Source organism: Echinicola salinicaeni (assembly GCF_014280965.1).
Lineage (GTDB): Bacteria > Bacteroidota > Bacteroidia > Cytophagales > Cyclobacteriaceae > Echinicola > Echinicola salinicaeni.
Map to the genome: position 1 here is coordinate 530,930 of NZ_JACODZ010000001.1, position 17,583 is coordinate 548,512.

The window sequence follows — 17,583 nt, forward strand, 5'->3', positions numbered from 1 at the left end:
CTTTACCATTTAAATGTTCTTTAAGGGATTTAAAGATTGGGATTAAGGGGATTTTAAAAAAATCAGCCTTAATTTTGAGGACGATTATACGAAGTAGATAAACTCAGTAGAAGGAATGTTATTTAGCTTATTTAAAAAGAATAAAGGAGAGAAGAAAAGAGGGAGTCAGTATTTGTCACTGAAGGTAAGGGAAGTTAAAAGGGAAACTTCTGAGGCCATTAGTATATATTTTGAACAGCCAGAGCCCTATTTGGACTATAAGCCTGGACAGTTTTTGACATTGATATTGGAGGTAAATGGTAAAGAAGAACGTAGATCTTATAGTTTATGTACTTCTCCCTATGTAGACCCACATCCAGGGATAACCGTCAAGAAAATTGATGGTGGCTTGGTGTCCAATTATTTGAATGATCATATCAAGCCAGGGAAGACCATAGAGGTCATGAAGCCATTAGGACATTTTACCACAGATTTTCATTCTAAAAACAAGAACCATTTTGTGATGATAGCTGGAGGAAGTGGTATTACTCCGATTATGGGAATAACTAAGTCAGTATTGGTCAATGAGCCACTATCCAAGGTGACTTTGATATACTGTAACCGATCTGAAGATCAGATTATTTTTGATGATCAGTTGACAGCACTCTGCAATAAGTATGAAGGGCGCTTTGAGGTAGTACATACACTGTCCCAACCTAAGGAGGAATGGACTGGATTGAAAGGAAGGCTGAATGAGGAAATGATAGCCGATATAGTGAAGGAGAAGCATTATGCTGATGCGGATAAGGAGATTTATTTTTTATGTGGCCCGGAAGGATTGATGGAAGGAAGTGTGGAGGCACTGCTTAAGATGAATGTGTCCCATGATAATATCCACAGAGAGAGTTTTTATACCTCCTCATCTGATGAGGCAGAAAAAGCTCATGAAGAGGAAAATGCCAATATTGAACTTACCCGAGAAGTGAGTATTAATCTTGAGGGGGAGGAGCATAGCTTTGAAGTGCCTGCAGGAAAAACTATCCTTGAAGCGGGCTTGGATGAAGGGTATGATATGCCTTATAGCTGCCAAAGTGGCTTGTGTACGGCTTGTAGAGGCAAGCTGGTGAGTGGTGAAGTAAGTATGGATCAGGATGCGGGGTTGAGCAAAAATGAAAAAGAAGAAGGTTATATTCTTTGCTGTGTGTCCCATCCAAAGACAGGAGATGTAAAAGTAGATATAGGCTAATGCTAGAAGTGATGAAGAGAAATTTTAGGCTGCTTGAGCGAAATGTATTGATACTTATCGCCATCCCCTTGCCGGTGTTTGCTTTTGCCTATTTGTATACAAGCAGTGGCAATATGGAATTGGACTTGCCACAGTTGTCTGAGAAGCTAAATACAATTGGGTTAGTATCAGTAGGTGCAATTTTAATTGCTCAATTTGTACTGTTTAACCAAGGATTGAGAAATTTAAGAAATCCTGATATGCCACTCGAAGTAAAATTGGAAAAATATGCTCGGCTCACCATGCTACGGTTTTGGATGCTCTTTGTTTCCGGGTTTCTATGTGGTGCTGGATTATTGTTTTTTGATAATCCGGGTTTTACCATTGGATATGCGCTGACATTGGGATTTGTTTCATTGGGCAAACCCACTCCGGATAGGATCATCAGGTTGTTAAAGCTTAAAGGAGAGCAAAGGGCCACTGTCGCTGAGTTTGGCAGAAGAGATGAATAGAAAAAGGCATCGGAATCAATTTCCGATGCCTTTTTTGGTTTTTTATATATCTGCTATTTTAATAGTGAATAATTAAGACGAATAGGAATTGTGTCTGTTTTTAAATGTAATTCTCTTTCAACTTCTGTCATTCTATCAATATTTTTTGAAAATGAGGCCACTGGTGTCATTGCGAACGTAGTGTAGCAATCTCGTTCTAAGAGTAACCAGTCAACTGTAATCAGACCTCGGTAAACGCAGTCATTCCTACGGAGAAGGAATCTCTTTTACTAATCGTATTGAAGCCATATCAACATAAAATATTATCAACCACAGATTCACTGAATGAACACAGATGGATTCAAGTCATTGCAATCCCAAACTGTAATCAGATCCTTGACACGTCATACGAATAATTAGATGCTGTTTTAATATTTTTCTATGGAGATCATTCCTGAACCGATATTCCCCTTAATGGTATAGGCAGCACCATGGTCAATAAGCAAATGGTCACTTGAAGACTGTTTGCCGACTTTGACCATGCCACTTCCTGCATTCATGTCATAGTTATAATTGTCCAGCAAGGCATTGGCTTTGACTTTGAACATTCCTGAAGAGCCTGAAAAGGAGGTGTTGGGGCCAAAGCCGACTTTTTTGGCATTCATCATACCGGAAGATAACTTTAGCGCTCCTAAAGTAGATATATCTTCCAGGTCCACACTTCCAGAAGTGATTTTTACATTTAATTCACCTGCAACATGTCTGGCTGTGATCTTACCACTGCTAGAGCTCAAAGAAGTATTTCCTTTAATATATTCCAAGTCCATGATTCCACTGGTCATTTTACAGTCTACATCCCCCTCCACATTGTTGACTTCTATTTTTCCTGAGGAACCGGCTAATCTTAAATTACCGGAGATATCTTCAATATGAATGATTCCTGAGCTTGCCTTTAATTCAGTAAGTTCAGAGGCCACGCCCTTTATATGCATTTTTCCAGAAGAGTTAACAGCTTTAAGCATAATGACTTCAGGACCTGTAATATGGATATATCTTTTGTTCTTATTGTTGTTCCAGTTCCCGGTTTTTTGGTAAGAGATTTTAAGGGTGTTTCCTACTGTAACAAAGATCAGGTTTTTGTCGCCATTCTGATCATCACCGAGATCAGCAGTGACTTCTATGGATGATTGGGATGCATTGCCTTCATAGCTTAAGGAAATACTTCCTCCCTGGATTTCCAGTTTTTCAATATTGTCAAATGACTTTTCGATTTTTGATTGGCCCTGGCTGTGTCCCAGGCTAATTCCAAAAAGGAATAATAGGAAGCCAATATAACGGAATGAAGTTTTCATAGTTTTAATGGTTTATGTTCAAGGAAGCATTGGGTAGGTGGTGTGTATTTGCTGATGTTTAAAGGATTATTCCAAAACTAAGTGCATTAACTTCTGGTCCTTTTCCGGTTTGGAATACAGGGTTGAGGTCATAATTAAGGTAGAAGTCAACCTCTCCAACCCCAAGGGTCAATCTTCCACCATACCTAAGGTCATTGTTAAACATATTTGACTTCTCGAATTTTTTATGGGACTTGCCTTCTTCATCCTCATAGACAAACTTGCCTCTTCCACCAAGTCTATATCCTATATACGGGCCAAGTCCTATTCTGATTTTTCCATTTTCGCTATGGTAGCTCGGGATAAGACTGAAATTCGCATAGGAAGATGATATTTTGGATTTGGTACCCTCTCCATCTTCAAAAGGTTCAAAAACAATCCCATCATCGGTTTTGAGAGGAATCAGGTCTGAATCCTCCAGTTTGAAATTATACCAACTTACGCCAAGGGCTGGATTAAATGTAAAATGTTTGCCGAGGGAATAAACGTGCTGATAATTCAAGCCGACATTCCAGCTTCCCCAAGCTTTAATAGTAGGAGAGGAAGGGTCATTTACCCAGGTATTGATCCCAAGGTCTATATTGAACCTTTTTTCATAGTTGCGCTTTTTCGGACCATCTGTTTCTACAATAACATCACTGCATCCTTCTGTATTTATGGTCCATGATCTGTCAGCATATTTTTCATAAATCCATTGGTTTCCAAAAAGACGAAAATTTTTCACTTTCACCACCTCTTTTTCATCACTTTCCTGTGCGATGGAAATTGCTGGAATACAGGTGGAAAGGCAAATAAATAAAAGTAGTTTTTTCATTATTTTAATTTAATAGTATTATTCTTTCATATTAAAAAACAAGGCCAAAAGTGATAGGGTTGAGTGCTGGTCCCTTATCGTCTTGGAATAGCTCGTTTAAGTCATAAGTGGAGAAGAATGTGATTCGTCCCACACCGATTTCTCCTCTAATGCCATAGCGTACATTATTTAGGTATATGCCCGTATTAAGCTTGTCTTTTTGTCTTCCTGAACCACCAAGTTCCCTGTAGACAAATTTGCTTCTTCCTCCTACGCGATAGCCAAAATAGGGGCCCGCTGCTATTTTAATTCCTTTATGACCATTATCATTGATCCTGCCAAAGTCCAGTCTCAATAAGGTCATGGCGGTAATATAGGAAGCACTGACTTTGCTTTTAAATCCATCCACATCAGTTCTTTGGATAAAGTCAATTCCTTCATCGCCTCTTACAGCCTGAAAATCCCTGTTTTCAAATTTGAAATTGTACCATTGCATCCCCAGTCCGAAGTCCCAATAGAATCCTTTTGAAAGTTTTTGGCTGGCCATCCAGTTAAGTCCTACGTTCCAACTTCCCCAGCCTTTTACCGCATAGGGATTGTCTGATGTGGGGAAACTTCCGTCTTGGAGATAGTTGTTGATCCCCAGATCAAAATTGAAGAAGGTGCGGAAGGGGGGCTCGACCTTTTTCTTTTTTTCAAGTCGGACTTTTGTGTTTGGTCCAGATTCGTCAACAATGACCTTTATTCTACCTACTGATACAGTAGTTTCAGGACCATGTTCCTCCACGCGTACGATCTCTTTATTATCTCCTTCATCTTTGCTAAGTTCTACGACGGTAAGTTCTCCCGTTTCTTCATCTAATTCTAAATCCAATTCACGGATGATCTGGTTTACATCCAATGCCTTTAACTTTTCGAAATCCTCCTTATTGTCTACTAGGATAACTATACGGCCCGAATGTCCATATTCTACGATGATGCTGTCTTTGGCAGCCTGGTAGCTTTCATTGAAAGCAAAAGCTGTCTGCACAAATGCCATAAAAATCATGGCTAAAACATATCTTTTCATATTATTATCGATTAAAGTATTCGCTTAATTATCCTCTTTTTTACTGATCAATGAGGCAAATAGATTGTTTTTTGCATCCTGCAGGTCTGCATAACCTTTATCTACTTTGCCAATTAATCCTCCGAGGGTATTGATTTTTTCACCTATTTCCGAGACCAAATTTTCTTTTTGTGGTTTTTCTGAAATCCCGCTTGATTTGATCTTTACTGTATAAGCCACAGGCTCTTCTTTTTTGTCTACAGTACCATTGTCGGCGATGAGTTCATCTATAGAGATTTTTTTGTTTTCCAATTCAGGTAAACCTAGGTCTCTTTCAGGTTTGATTTCTGGAGCCTTTTCAATTGTTTTGCGATTTGATGCAGCTGCTACTAAGGAATTGTCTGGAAGTAGTTCTTTTTGCAGATTTTCTTTAGTAGGAGCAGGCTTGCTTTTAATGACCGGTTTATGGTCCTTTTCATCTTCTACCTTTTCAGTATCATTATTGGCATCTATTGGCTTTTCTATTTTTTCCACAGATTGTCGGCTTGAATCAGTGGGCACAACAGCACTTTGTGTTAGGGACTCCTGATTTAAAGCTGGTGTTTGCTCTGCAAGCATGGGGTAGTTTTCCTTATTTTCAGTAAAGTCAATGCGCCACAAAAGAATTGTAAGCGCAAAAATCCCGATGATCACAGCCGCTACCTTTATCCAGGCCGGTTTATTGGATTTTTTTTGATGTCCAAGCTGAGCGTCCAATCTTTCCCAGCTTAAATTGCTTGGCCTTTCTTGATGCTGTTTTAGTTTTTGGCTAAATAGCTCATCTATTGGGTGTTTTTGACTATCCATTGATACTCCTTTCTTTTAATTGTAATTGGGCGATCTTTTGTTTGAGAAGTGCTCTTGCTCTGCTCAATTGGGATTTGGAAGTGTTTTCAGCAATTCCTAAAAGCTCACTTATTTCAGCATGCGTATAACCTTCGATGGCATAGAGGTTAAATACCGTTTTATACCCTACAGGTAATTCACTGATCATTTCCATAAGCTCATCGGCTTCCATATCCACAGACTCGTACTTGGTGTTGCCAGCAATTAGGTCATGCTCCAAATGTACTTCCATCGCTAACTTTTGATGCTTCCTAAGGGCCAATAGGGACTGGGTGACGATGATGCGTTTCATCCAGCCTTCAAAACTGCCCTTGTGTTCATACTGTGGAAGTTTATCAAATATTCTCATAAAGCCTTCTATCATCACGTCCTCTGCCATGTTCCGATCCTTGATATAACGACGGCAGATTATCAAAAACTTTCCAGCATACTGATCATATAGGTGCTTTTGGGCGTTTCTGTTTCCCTTTAAGCAACCTTTGATGATGTCAGCTTCTGTTGTAAAAGTTTTTCTTATAAACATGATATTTTGTATTCCTTCGACAATGTTTGTTAATAGAGGTCTCAGGGAATCCGCAAAAAGGCTTGTGATCAGTAAAGGACAAACACAATGTGCGGGTTTCAATAAGGTAGATACAATTTACACAAAAAGGGTTGCATGGGGGTGTGAAAAAAAATGTGAAATTTTAATAGATGGTAAAATATAGCCTTTCAATAGGCAGTCTCTAAATAGCGTTTTGCAGTGTTTTTTCGTTTGGACGACAAATAAAAAGGCATCCTGATGAAATCAAGATGCCCTAGAGTTTTTCTAATAGTTAGTGACCTTTTAATAGGCCGCTTTATAGTTGATGAGAATTTCCAGTTGGGACCATTCTCCATCGATGACCTCCACTGGCTGGATATAGGTGTCCAAATCGAATACATTGGCAAAATATCCATCTTCTTCAACCGTGAAAATGGAATATGCCCCAGGGGGGAGGCCAATCACAAAACTGCCATCTTCCTCCGTTTCAATTTCCGCCACCATGGGAGTTTCTATTTCAGTAAATAGTAGATCCCCCATTTTGGCTTCATTGATATGGGTCCGCTCATAAATCCTGATCTTTCTTTTTACCTTTTCTTTGGGTGGCTTTTCAGGAACATTATTATCATCTGAAATAGTTGGCATTAGATTGCCTTCCACCCAGTACACTTGTCCCATAATTCCTTGTGTATCCACCCGCTGGGCTTTACATCCGAATAAAATTGAAGCTAGCCCTAGCGTAAAAAATGAATAGGCTAAAGTTCTTAGTATTTGCTTGGTTTTCATGTGATAATGTGTTGTGTAAAATAATGGTAGTTGAATTATTACCATCATAAATTATGCCCTATTTACTAGATTCCTTGAAAAATTTCATAAGATTCGAGGTAGTTGGGAACTAGTGTATTCCAGCTATAATTTTCATTGAGCGTATGAGCAAAGGCTTCTGCAGATTCCTTTTCGCCATGTATAACAAAGGTTATTTTGGGCTTTTCCGTGATACAGTCAGTCCATTTCAAAAGTTCACTTTCATCGGCATGGGCACTCAGTCCTTCAATATAATAGATGGAGGCTTTTACCTCTACGTCCAAACCATACATACGAGAATACTTTTCCCCGTCCAATAATTTTCTACCCCTGGTGCCTTCAGCCTGATAGCCTACAAAGATAAAGCTATCTTTTTCATTTGGGAGACGGTTATATAAGTGGTGGACGATGCGGCCTCCTGTAGCCATGCCACTGGCAGAAATGATGATGGCATCACCGCTAAAATGGTTCAAGGACATGGATGATTCCTGACTTTGGAAGTAATGTAAGTTTTTATGGGCAAAAGGATTGGCGTTTTCTTCATGTAAAGAGGGGCCAAGCCTGTGGTATTGCAAATAATCTTTATAGAGTTTGGTGACGTCTATGGCCATAGGACTATCCACATATATGGGGATTTGTGGGATTTTACCCTTTTGCTGGAGTTTGAATAAATAGTAAAGGATCAATTGTGTCCTGCCAACGGCAAAAGAGGGAATTACTGAGACACCGCCTTTTTGATAAGTGCTATTTATGGCTTCGGCCAAAGTAAACTCAGGCGTGTTTTCTACATGAAGTCGATTTCCATATGTGGATTCGATAAAAAGTACGTCTGCCTTGGGAATTCCTATTGGGGGATTGAGTATAGGGTCATTATACCTGCCTAAATCTCCCGAAAATACAATGGTTTTATTATAGGTGTTTCCACGAAGTTTGAGTTTTAATATGGCGGCACCCAGTATATGCCCGGCATTATAAGCCGTTAGGCTCACTCGGTCTGTTAGGCTTACTTCTGTATCAAATTTAATAGGATGTAGCTGACCAAAGACATTTTCTGCGTCCTCCACAGTGTAGAGAGCTTCTGGTTTTTCGTGTCTAGAATAGCCTTTTTTCTGGGCGTATGCAGCTTCTTCTTCCTGTAATTTCCCTGAGTCCAGCAGCAGAATTTTAACTAGGTCCAAACTTGGTTCTGTCAATATGATCTGCCCTTTGAATCCTTCTTTGACCAATTTGGGCAAATAACCCGAATGGTCTATATGGGCATGGGTCAAAAGTACCATGTCTATCTTTTCTGGATTAAAAGGGAATTCTTCCCAGTTCCTTTGCCGAATTTCTTTGATGCCTTGGAAGAGTCCGCAGTCTACTAAAATGGTGCTGTTATCAATCTCCAATAAAAATCGGGATCCTGTTACGGTTTGCGCAGCTCCTAAAAATTTTACCCTAACGTCCATAATGGTTATTTCTTAGTATAAGATAATTAAAAAAAGAATAAAAAGGAACCAAAAGAGAAAAAGCAAGATAGACCCCTACCTTGCTTTTCTAAAAATTAAATCAACGCATATAAAGTTTATTCCTTCATAAAGAATTCCTTTTGAAATTTCACCCTTGAAATACTGTCGCTAGGGGTGTTTTTATGTTCACTTTCACAGGTTAGACAGAGCATTCCTTCTTCATTGAATACCCAATAGTTTCTGTTATTGATATCCTTGAGTTTATAACCATTGGCATAAATGGTATTGCGGATCATGGATATTAATGATTTTTCCATTATGAATGGCTGATCGTAAGGTATATAAAGGGTTTGCCATAAATTTTGTCCTCTAAATTTAGCCATAGAGGAAAATTCCAATGATCTGTTAAAACTGATGAGAGAATCCTTTATGTCATAATTGTATTGGATATCTTGGGCATTTTGGTTAGCATCCTGCTTGCTTCTACCTTGTGACTTAAAGCGCTGAGACAGGTAGGCGAGGCTGTCCTCAGTGCCTTTGAGTTCTACATGAACCAGGTCCAGCTCGTTAAGATCCATTTCGTCATCATTGGCACCGATTACCCACACACTTTCTGGAAGGTCAAGTTTCGTTTCGATAGTATGACTTCCTTCATTCTTGAATTGTACAATAGTTTTGGGGATTTGAAAGGCACAGATCATGATGCTGAGCAGCCAAATACCAAAGGTGACCAATCCAAACCTTGAATCAATCAAACTTCTCTTGATAAGTACACTGATACCTAAAAGCGTAATGACTATACCTGGGATCAATACCACAGTACTGGCTGCAATAGCTAACCATACCGGTGCGAGTTCAGAAATTAGTTCTACTGGGACATTGTCTATTAAATGCCTAAAGCTATCATTGGTATAGAATTCAAAGTAGGCCCCCAGAAAAGCCAGAGGTGTCAGTGTAATGACCAATCCAATAAAGAAAATGATCAGCCCAAAGACTACTCGGATCACATCAAGAATGAACTTTCCGAAGGGGCCCAAGGCCTTTCCCAGCTTGTCGATAATTTTACCAAGAAAACGGAAAGGTGCCAACCAAGCCTTTTGTCTTTCTGTAGTCGGAGGAATGTCCGGGATCTGACGGTTTTGTATGATGGTGCTTTCGATATTGCTCAAAGTGATTTCCCCGCCTTTCATCTTTATCCTTTCGGTGATGGATTTGGCCAGTGGTGTGATTATCCAGAGAATGATATAAATCACAAATCCCGCACCTCCGGCAAATATCAACCCAACAAATGCCAGTCTGGCCCATAGTACTTCTATGTCAAAATAAGCAGCCAATCCACTGCAGACACCACCAATGACCCGGTCGTCAGGATTTCGGTAGAGCTTCTTGATCTTTTTGTCCTCTGGTTCCTCATAAGACACAGGAAGGATTACCCAAAGTACAATATAAGCCAATATGGCCCACCAACCGAAGGATACTGAAAAGTCCCAATCCCAAGGGAAGAAATCAAAATTGGTGAATGAGAACTTACCACTGAAGAGTAAAAGTATGGCTACTAATCTGGTCCAAAGTGGATCAATTGCCAAGTAGTTGGCAAGCCCAGCACAGACTCCTCCCAAAATCTTGCTTTTTTCCAGTCTGCTCAGTTTCTTATATCCCTTGCCTGAACCCTGATCAGGAGGCGTGATATATTTGTAAAATTCACTTTCTTCTTCATCCTTGGAAGTATTGCTTTTGTCATTTTCCAATTCCTGTTCATTTTCCTCTACTGCCTTGAAATCAGCAATGGTCCCCATTTTTTCAATGAGTTTGTCCACGTTTTCTGCTGTGATGACCTGCTTATTGTTTTTCAGGTTAGAAAGGAATATTTCGGCAATTCGGTTTTCTATATCCTTGATGATTTCCTGGTTGTCTTCATAATGCGAGAAGTGTTTGTTAATAGACTCCAGGTATTTCTTCAAGTTGTCATAGCCATCCTCCTCGATATGAAAAAGGATACCGCTGATATTTATGCTGATAGTTTTTTTCATGATCTTAATTTTTGGAAGTGATTAATGTAGTAGATTGAACCAGGTCAAGCCAGGTTTCATTTAGCTTGCCAAGAAACTCGCTTCCTTCTGGGGTGATTGAGTAGTATTTTCTTGGTGGACCAGATTCTGATTCTACCCATTTATAGGAAACCAAGGCTGCTGTTTTCAGCCGGTTTAGCAAGGGATATAAGGTGCCTTCCACCACAATCAGCTTAGCCTCTGTAAGTTCTTCTATCATATCCGAGGCGTAAACTTCCCCTCTGGAAATGATGTGCAATATGCAGAATTCTAGAATTCCTTTGCGCATTTGTACTTGGGTGTTTGATGCTTTCATCTATGTTGATTTTTATAAAGATGAAACAAGAATGATTGATGATTAACCATTGCTATCTCATGTTTTGCATGATCCATTTGACTTCTCTCTTCTATATCGAAAAATAATACCAAAGTTAACTAAGCTACCTTGTTATACCTATTTCCTTGTTAAATAAGGATTCTTTTTATATATGTGATTCGATGTAAGCTGTTGTTTAGTAGTGTTTTAGGGTGTTTTTTGACCTTTTTGGGAACCCTGTCAGAAAATATGGCATCGAAAAAATATTTTTTTTGATTCACTCAGGACTGATTTGTGGTGTATATCTAATGAACATACTTTGTTCGGTAGTGAACAGTGTTCAGCTGTTTATATAGGAGAGAATTTTAAAAGGCCTATTTCGTTTCATATCAATTTATTTTTTACTTTGCATAGGTGGAAAAAAACAGAAAAAAAGGTTTTCAGCATTGTTTTTTGGGGCTGATATTACTTTTGGCTATTGTAGAAGGGAGAGCACAGGGGATTACTCCAAAGTATTCCAATGAATTTATGAACATTGGCGTAGGGGCCAGGGCATTAGGAATGGGTGGAGCACAGGTGTCAGCCGTAAGGGATGTTACAGCCGCTTACTGGAATCCTGCTGCCCTTTTGGGAATCCAACATAAGTATGAATTCTCCCTCATGCATGCCGAGTATTTTGCGGGCATTGCCAAGTATGATTATGCGGGTTTTTCCACCAATATAGAAGAGGACAACCAAATAGCGATTTCGCTGATCCGATTTGGGGTGGATGATATACCCGATACCCGTTTTTTGTATGATGCCAATGGGGCCCTCAATTACGATAATATCCAGTTTTTCAATGCAGCAGATTATGCGCTGATGATTTCTTATGCAAGGGATATTAGTGATGTTTTTAAAGCGGGGGTCAATACGAAGATTATTCACAGAAATGTAGGGAAGTTTGCCAAGGCTTGGGGCTTTGGCTTTGACGTGGGAGGAATGTTCTTTTTGGAGGAATGGAAGCTGGGGATAATGTTGAAAGATATTACCACCACTTTTAATGCTTGGTCCCATAATGCCGAAATGGTTCGGGAGGTCTATGCTGGCACCAATAATGAGGTGCCTACCAATACCATTGAACTGACATTGCCCAGGGCCATAATCAGCTTGTCCAGAGAGCTGACGATACAGGAAATGATCACTTTACAAGCAGCTTTGGATTTGGACATGACTTTTGACGGTCGTAGAAATACACTCATACAAACAGACTTGATGAGTGTGGATCCTAGGCTTGGGCTAGAGGTGGGTTATAGGTCTGTGGCCTATCTGCGTGGGGGGATAAGCAATTTTCAGTATACAAAGGATTTTGACGGAAGGAAATCACTTGCCTATAAACCGAGCTTTGGATTAGGTGTATTTATCAGTGAAAAGGCTTCGATTGATTATGCATTGACAGATATTGGCGGCGTATCCGAAACGCCCTATTCGCATGTGTTTAGTCTAAAGGTAAGTCTTGAACCTTTGGGAGAAGGATTCAGGCTTTTTAATGGTTGGGATTAAAAGCTAATAAATGAATAAATTTGTACTAATTTTTATGCTTTTGCTGGGGTGGGCCCAGGTCACTTTTGGACAAAGTGAATGGATCGACTTTTCCCAAACTTATTATAAGATCAAGACGGAGACTAATGGGATTTACAGGTTAAGCTATACGACCTTGTCTGCTTCAGGTATGGATGTAGATGCTATTGATCCTAGAAATATCCAGATTTTTCACCGAGGTGTAGAAGTGGCCATCTATGTGCATGGGCAGGAAGATGGGCAATTTGACGCTGGGGATTATATAGAGTTGGTTGGAGAGAGGAATGATGGCAGCTCGGACGTGAAATTATATCCAGAACCCGATCAAATGGGTAATCCTTATTATAATAATCATAGTGATGCGACCGCTTTTTTTCTTACGGTTTCCAATGATCAAGCAGGTAAAAGAGTTGCCAATAGAGCTATAAATCCCCTTGCTAATGAAATAAGTGCTTATAGAACTGAAGCGCTTCAAGTTTTTTCGGATCAATATGCATTGGGGCAAACTTATTCTCTGGGAATTCATCTTGGAATTTATGATAGAGGGCAGGGCTGGTCAGGAAGGGCAGTGACGCGAAATAATAATATAGATGTAAGCTACAGGGATTTAGGGAGAATAATGAGCTCCTCAGAGGTTGTTCTGGAATTGGGGATTTTGGGTCGATCCGATGCTCCCCATGAAGTGGAAATTATGGTGGGACCCAATACGGATCAGTTACGGTTGGTAGAAAGGGTGGGTTTTGAGGCCTTTGAAATTTATAGATTGACAGCTGATCTGATGGTCAGCGATGTCGGTGATGACGGAAGATTTGTCGTTCGGGCACGGCCTGTTGGAACAGCCGGTTCCTCTGATAATATATCTTTGAGTTATGCCAAGTTGACTTATGATAAGCAGGCAGGGACAGCACCTGAAAATTTAGCGCCGATTTGGATAAGTGGCGGAGAAGGTAAACTTACTTTTTCTAACGAAGGAGATCAATATTTGGCTTATGATATAACTGATTTGTACCATCCTGTGAAGTTGGATAAAGAAGAATCCTCGGGCACAAGTAGTTTTCCTGTTGGGGCAGTGTCAGGGGAGTCGAAGCTATTGATACAGTCAGAAAGGGATATTATCGAACCCAATGTGCTTGAAAAAGTACGTTTCAGGAATCTATTGGCTCGAAGTGCTGATTATATTATACTGAGTCACCCAAGCTTAAGGCAGCCGACCTCTATCAACACTGATCCCGTGAAGGCTTATGCCGCTTACCGTCACTCTGCTGCGGGCGGTAGCTATGATACCTTGATTGTTACAGCGGAAGAATTGTACAATCAATTTAATTATGGGGAAAAATCCCCTTTGGGTATCAAGGAGTTTTTAAGACAGTTCTCCACCAAATATCAACCAAAATTCCTGTTGCTTTTAGGCAGGGCTTATGGCATGTACAATGCCCGGAACTCAGGCGGGGTAAGGTATTTTTACCGTGACAGGCCAGAGATTTTTAGTATTCAGGACCTAGTACCTACTTTTGGTTACCCTTATAATGACAATAGGTTTGTGACGGGGTTTGATCCTGAAGATCCCCTTAAAAAAACCATAGGAGTAGGGAGGATTCCAGCCAGAACGCCAGAGCAAGTCAATGATTATTTGGCCAAAGTAAAAGAAAAGGATGCCCTAGGAGCGAGTGAAGCTTGGCAGAAGGAGATAGTACATTTGAGTGGAGGTTTGTCAGCTTTTGAACTTGAAAGATATTATAATTTTCTGCTCGGCTATAAGAGTATAGCAGAAAGTGTGTTTTTTGGAGGGAATGTTACCACCTTTAGAAAGCGGTCAAATACACCGGTTGAGCTGATCAATATTTCAGATAAGATCAATGAAGGGGCAAGTATGGTGACTTTTTTTGGCCATGCAGGAACGTCCACCACAGATATTGATATAGGCTTTGTCAGTGTAGATGAGCTGGGTTATGATAATAATGGGAAATATCCCTTTTTGCTTATGAATGGCTGTGATGCTGGAAATGCTTTTGGCGGGGCCTATACCTTTGGTGAGGATTGGATCTTGACACCCGATAGAGGTGCTTCCAACTTTTTGGCCCATGCAAGTGTGGGGGTTGATGTTTATTTGAGAAGGTATTCAGAATCCTTTTACAGGAAGGCACTGGCGGATTCCTCAATGAACTACAAAGCTATTGGAACAATTAAATGTGAGGTGGAAGATTATTTTTATAAGCGATATGGTACTTCAGCCATCAACCAGGCCCATGCCAATCAAATGGTGATGCTGGGGGACCCTGCAGTAAAGCTTTTTCCCGCAGACAAGGTGGATTATTCTTTAGATGAGAATGAAGTAGTTTTTCAGGATTTCAATGGGGAAGCGATTAATTCCCTTACAGATTCCATAGACCTTTCTTTTGTGGTCAGGAATATTGGTAGGGTGGATTTAGATACAGTGGATTTTAAAATCAGTAGAACCCTTCCTGATGGAACGGTTGTCCCATTTGAAGCAGAGGAGCTTGCTCCAATTTATTATAGGGACACCGTGCATTTTACTGTCCCCAATACTGGATTGGTATCTGCAGGTGATAATGTCTTTACCATTACGGTAAATTCACAAAAGGAGGTTCCTGAAATGACCTTTGCCAATAATACCATAGTGATCAATAAGTTTATTGAATCCAGCGGGACACAAAATTTAAGCCCATTGAATTATGCTATACATCAACAACAACAGGTGGAGCTGATTGCCCAAGTACCTGGTAAATCCACTGAGGATCGTGTATTGGTGATGCAATTGGATACCTCTCCTGATTTTAACTCGGCATGGCGGAAAGAATCACGAGTAACGACCCGGAATATAGCAACTTGGCAAGAAAGTATCGGAGACAAAGTAAGCGGTTTAGATTCAGTGACCTTTTATTGGAGAACTAAGTTTTTGGAAAACCGTGAAGGGGAAAGTGCCGAATGGACCACTAGTAGTTTTACCTATATTCCTGATGGACCTGAAGGTTGGATCCAACAGGAATTTGCTCAATTAGGAGAAAACCAAATTGAGAACATGGACCTTGATCAAGAGCAAGAGCAGTGGAGGTACCAAGGTACAAAAGTGGATATGGATGTGATGACCTTCGGCTCAAGGACAGAAGGGCTAAGTTATGGTCAGGTGCAGATTGAACTGAATGGTACTGCCTATAATATTGACATGAATTTGAGGAGGTGTACCAATGGTTCATTTGCCTTAATGGCTTTTGATCAAAGAAGTCTGTCTCCTTATTTGGTCGTTCCCTTGACCAACTTTGATGTGTTGGATGGAAAGAGCTGCGGGAAAACTCCACAGATCATTCAAAATATACGGAACTCGTGGATAACAGGAGAAGGGCAAACTATGCTTTTGGATTATATAGAAGGTCTAAAAGAAGGAGATTATGTCATAATATTCTCTGTGGGTGCGGTTGATTTTGAAAACTGGCCGGATGAGGCATTCCTAAAGATGAAGGAAATCGGTGCCAATGAAGCTACTTTGAGGAATATGCAAAATGGAGAGCCTTATATTTTATTTGGGAGAAAGGGTATGCGTCCGGGAGAAGCACAGGAGATCTTGGCAGATAAGGATGCTGCATTGCCAGCTGATGAACAGGTCATTACTTTTCATACACAAATGAAAGGCTTTTATGATCAAGGAACGGTAGCCGCTTCCAGAATTGGGCCTGCTTCCTCTTGGGATACGTTTTATAATCATACGGTTCCGGGCACTTCGATTAATGTGGAAGATTTTGTTTTCGATGTTATTGGGGTGACCAGTGAGGGCCATGAAGAAATTTTGTTTGATAATATTAGGGAAGAAGAACTCAGGATTCAAGATATCAATGCAGAGGCCTATCCTTATTTACGCTTAAAATATGAAGTGAGGGATTCTGAAACAGAGGTTCCACAACAATTGAGAAAATGGCAGGTGAATTATACTGGTGTGCCGGAAGGGGTTTTGATTTTGCAATCCAAAGAAGATGAATTCCAACTTCAGGAAGGAGAGGAGGCCACGGTCAAGTTTGAATTTGTCAATATCTCCAATTATGACTTCACAGACTCCCTTACTGTAGATTATGGGCTTCAAAACAAAACCAATAATACGGTCAAAAAGGAGTCTTTTAATATTCCAGCGGTAAAGGCAGGGGAGCGTTATGCTTTTGAAATCACCTTTTCTTCATTGGGAGAGGCGGGCAAGAACTCCATGAATGTTTTCGCCAATCCAAGGGAATATTTGGAACAATCCTATAAAAATAATGTGCTGGATTTGGCGGATTATTTCATAGTGGAAAAAGACGATCAAAACCCTGTCTTGGATGTCAATTTTGATGGGGCCTATATCATGGACGGAGATATAGTATCACCTAATGTGATGATTACGGCTTTGGTAAAGGATGAAAATAGCACCCTGCTGAAACAGGATACTACAGGCATGGAAGTGTATTTGAAGAGAAGTTGTGAGGGATGTACTTTTGAAAGAATATCATTCAGCAATCCTGCATTGAAATGGTTTGAGGAATCGGACAATACGGATTTCAAACTGGAGTATCAGCCAGGCCCTTTGGAAGATGGTATATACACCTTAAGGGTCAATGCAGTGGATGCTTCTGGTAATAAAGCGGGAGAAAAACCTTATGAGGTGAGTTTTGAGGTAATCAATGAATCCACCATCACCCATTTTTATCCTTATCCCAACCCATTTAGCACCAGTGTACGCTTTGTGTTTACGGTGACAGGTATAGCCCCGCCTGACCAAATCAAAATTCAGATCATGACGGTGACGGGCAAGGTGGTCAGAGAAATTCTTCAGGAAGAACTTGGTCCGATTAAGATCGGAAATAATATTTCCGAATACGCTTGGGATGGCAAGGATGAGTTTGGAGATCAATTGGCCAATGGCGTCTATATTTACCGTGTGCTTGTAAGGAAAGATGGACAATTTGTGGAGCATAGAGCTACAGCGGGAGATAAGGCCTTCAAAAAGGGTTATGGCAAGATGTATTTATTAAGGTAGTATAGAGTAAAGAGTATTGAGTCATGAGTATTGAGAAGTGTGATTTTTAGGT

At 40.2% G+C, this 17,583-nt stretch carries 13 protein-coding genes; 4 read left to right on the top strand and 9 right to left on the bottom strand.

Translation table 11 applies throughout. From position 1 onward, the window contains the following. The first annotated feature begins 115 nt into the window (after positions 1-115). Both H7U17_RS02135 and H7U17_RS02140 read left to right on the top strand, forming a co-directional pair. The gene (locus H7U17_RS02135; RefSeq protein WP_186754287.1) at positions 116-1,225 is read left to right on the top strand and encodes a ferredoxin--NADP reductase; all 1,110 of its coding nucleotides are present in this window, start codon (positions 116-118) and stop codon (positions 1,223-1,225) included. Between the two features lie 11 nt (positions 1,226-1,236). Continuing rightward, positions 1,237-1,716: a hypothetical protein gene (locus H7U17_RS02140; protein ID WP_186754289.1), complete on the top strand. Its 480-nt coding sequence runs from the start codon at positions 1,237-1,239 to the stop codon at positions 1,714-1,716. 407 nt (positions 1,717-2,123) lie between these two features. Here H7U17_RS02140 and H7U17_RS02145 read toward each other — a convergent pair whose 3' ends face one another. The 9 genes from H7U17_RS02145 to H7U17_RS02185 all read right to left on the bottom strand — a co-directional run bounded on the left by H7U17_RS02145 (position 2,124) and on the right by H7U17_RS02185 (position 10,951). Then, entirely contained in the window at positions 2,124-3,047 is a 924-nt protein-coding gene (locus tag H7U17_RS02145; RefSeq protein WP_186754290.1) for a DUF4097 family beta strand repeat-containing protein, read from the bottom strand. A 58-nt stretch (positions 3,048-3,105) separates the two neighbouring features. Then, complete coding sequence (locus H7U17_RS02150; RefSeq protein ID WP_186754292.1) at positions 3,106-3,900, bottom strand: outer membrane beta-barrel protein; 795 nt, start codon at positions 3,898-3,900, stop codon at positions 3,106-3,108. Positions 3,901-3,931: 31 nt separating this feature from the next. Further along, the gene (locus H7U17_RS02155) at positions 3,932-4,948 is read right to left on the bottom strand and encodes an outer membrane beta-barrel protein (protein ID WP_186754294.1); all 1,017 of its coding nucleotides are present in this window, start codon (positions 4,946-4,948) and stop codon (positions 3,932-3,934) included. Between the two features lie 24 nt (positions 4,949-4,972). After that, positions 4,973-5,773, bottom strand: coding sequence for a hypothetical protein (locus tag H7U17_RS02160; protein WP_186754296.1), 801 nt, complete (start codon positions 5,771-5,773; stop codon positions 4,973-4,975). Continuing rightward, positions 5,766-6,335: an RNA polymerase sigma factor gene (locus H7U17_RS02165; RefSeq protein ID WP_186754298.1), complete on the bottom strand. Its 570-nt coding sequence runs from the start codon at positions 6,333-6,335 to the stop codon at positions 5,766-5,768. The genes H7U17_RS02160 and H7U17_RS02165 overlap by 8 nt, the downstream gene beginning before the upstream one ends. 303 nt (positions 6,336-6,638) lie before the next feature. Then, positions 6,639-7,121 (bottom strand): carboxypeptidase regulatory-like domain-containing protein, encoded by a 483-nt coding sequence (locus H7U17_RS02170; RefSeq protein ID WP_186754300.1) that lies wholly within the window; start codon positions 7,119-7,121, stop codon positions 6,639-6,641. A gap of 65 nt (positions 7,122-7,186) precedes the next feature. Then, complete coding sequence (locus tag H7U17_RS02175; RefSeq protein WP_186754302.1) at positions 7,187-8,587, bottom strand: MBL fold metallo-hydrolase RNA specificity domain-containing protein; 1,401 nt, start codon at positions 8,585-8,587, stop codon at positions 7,187-7,189. A 116-nt stretch (positions 8,588-8,703) separates the two neighbouring features. Continuing rightward, positions 8,704-10,617 (bottom strand): PspC domain-containing protein, encoded by a 1,914-nt coding sequence (locus H7U17_RS02180; RefSeq protein WP_186754304.1) that lies wholly within the window; start codon positions 10,615-10,617, stop codon positions 8,704-8,706. Between the two features lie 4 nt (positions 10,618-10,621). After that, on the bottom strand, positions 10,622-10,951 hold the full coding sequence (locus tag H7U17_RS02185) for a PadR family transcriptional regulator (RefSeq protein ID WP_186754306.1): 330 nt from the start codon (positions 10,949-10,951) through the stop codon (positions 10,622-10,624). Between the two features lie 453 nt (positions 10,952-11,404). On the opposite strand from H7U17_RS02185, the gene H7U17_RS02190 reads away from it, so the two are divergent. Both H7U17_RS02190 and porU2 read left to right on the top strand, forming a co-directional pair. After that, the gene (locus H7U17_RS02190; RefSeq protein WP_222439124.1) at positions 11,405-12,493 is read left to right on the top strand and encodes a putative type IX sorting system protein PorV2; all 1,089 of its coding nucleotides are present in this window, start codon (positions 11,405-11,407) and stop codon (positions 12,491-12,493) included. Positions 12,494-12,503: 10 nt separating this feature from the next. Beyond that, the gene (porU2, locus tag H7U17_RS02195) at positions 12,504-17,531 is read left to right on the top strand and encodes a putative type IX secretion system sortase PorU2 (RefSeq protein WP_186754308.1); all 5,028 of its coding nucleotides are present in this window, start codon (positions 12,504-12,506) and stop codon (positions 17,529-17,531) included. The last annotated feature ends 52 nt before the right edge of the window (positions 17,532-17,583 follow it).

Excerpts from the sequence above, each read along its gene's own strand:
- H7U17_RS02135 (WP_186754287.1), top strand. The coding sequence starts at position 116 with ATGTTATTTAGCTTATTTAAAAAGAATAAAGGAGAGAAGAAAAGAGGG.
- H7U17_RS02140 (WP_186754289.1), top strand. The coding sequence starts at position 1,237 with ATGAAGAGAAATTTTAGGCTGCTTGAGCGAAATGTATTGATACTTATC.
- H7U17_RS02145 (WP_186754290.1), bottom strand. The coding sequence starts at position 3,047 with ATGAAAACTTCATTCCGTTATATTGGCTTCCTATTATTCCTTTTTGGA.
- H7U17_RS02150 (WP_186754292.1), bottom strand. The coding sequence starts at position 3,900 with ATGAAAAAACTACTTTTATTTATTTGCCTTTCCACCTGTATTCCAGCA.
- H7U17_RS02155 (WP_186754294.1), bottom strand. The coding sequence starts at position 4,948 with ATGAAAAGATATGTTTTAGCCATGATTTTTATGGCATTTGTGCAGACA.
- H7U17_RS02160 (WP_186754296.1), bottom strand. The coding sequence starts at position 5,773 with ATGGATAGTCAAAAACACCCAATAGATGAGCTATTTAGCCAAAAACTA.
- H7U17_RS02165 (WP_186754298.1), bottom strand. The coding sequence starts at position 6,335 with ATGTTTATAAGAAAAACTTTTACAACAGAAGCTGACATCATCAAAGGT.
- H7U17_RS02170 (WP_186754300.1), bottom strand. The coding sequence starts at position 7,121 with ATGAAAACCAAGCAAATACTAAGAACTTTAGCCTATTCATTTTTTACG.
- H7U17_RS02175 (WP_186754302.1), bottom strand. The coding sequence starts at position 8,587 with ATGGACGTTAGGGTAAAATTTTTAGGAGCTGCGCAAACCGTAACAGGA.
- H7U17_RS02180 (WP_186754304.1), bottom strand. The coding sequence starts at position 10,617 with ATGAAAAAAACTATCAGCATAAATATCAGCGGTATCCTTTTTCATATC.
- H7U17_RS02185 (WP_186754306.1), bottom strand. The coding sequence starts at position 10,951 with ATGAAAGCATCAAACACCCAAGTACAAATGCGCAAAGGAATTCTAGAA.
- porU2 (WP_186754308.1), top strand. The coding sequence starts at position 12,504 with ATGAATAAATTTGTACTAATTTTTATGCTTTTGCTGGGGTGGGCCCAG.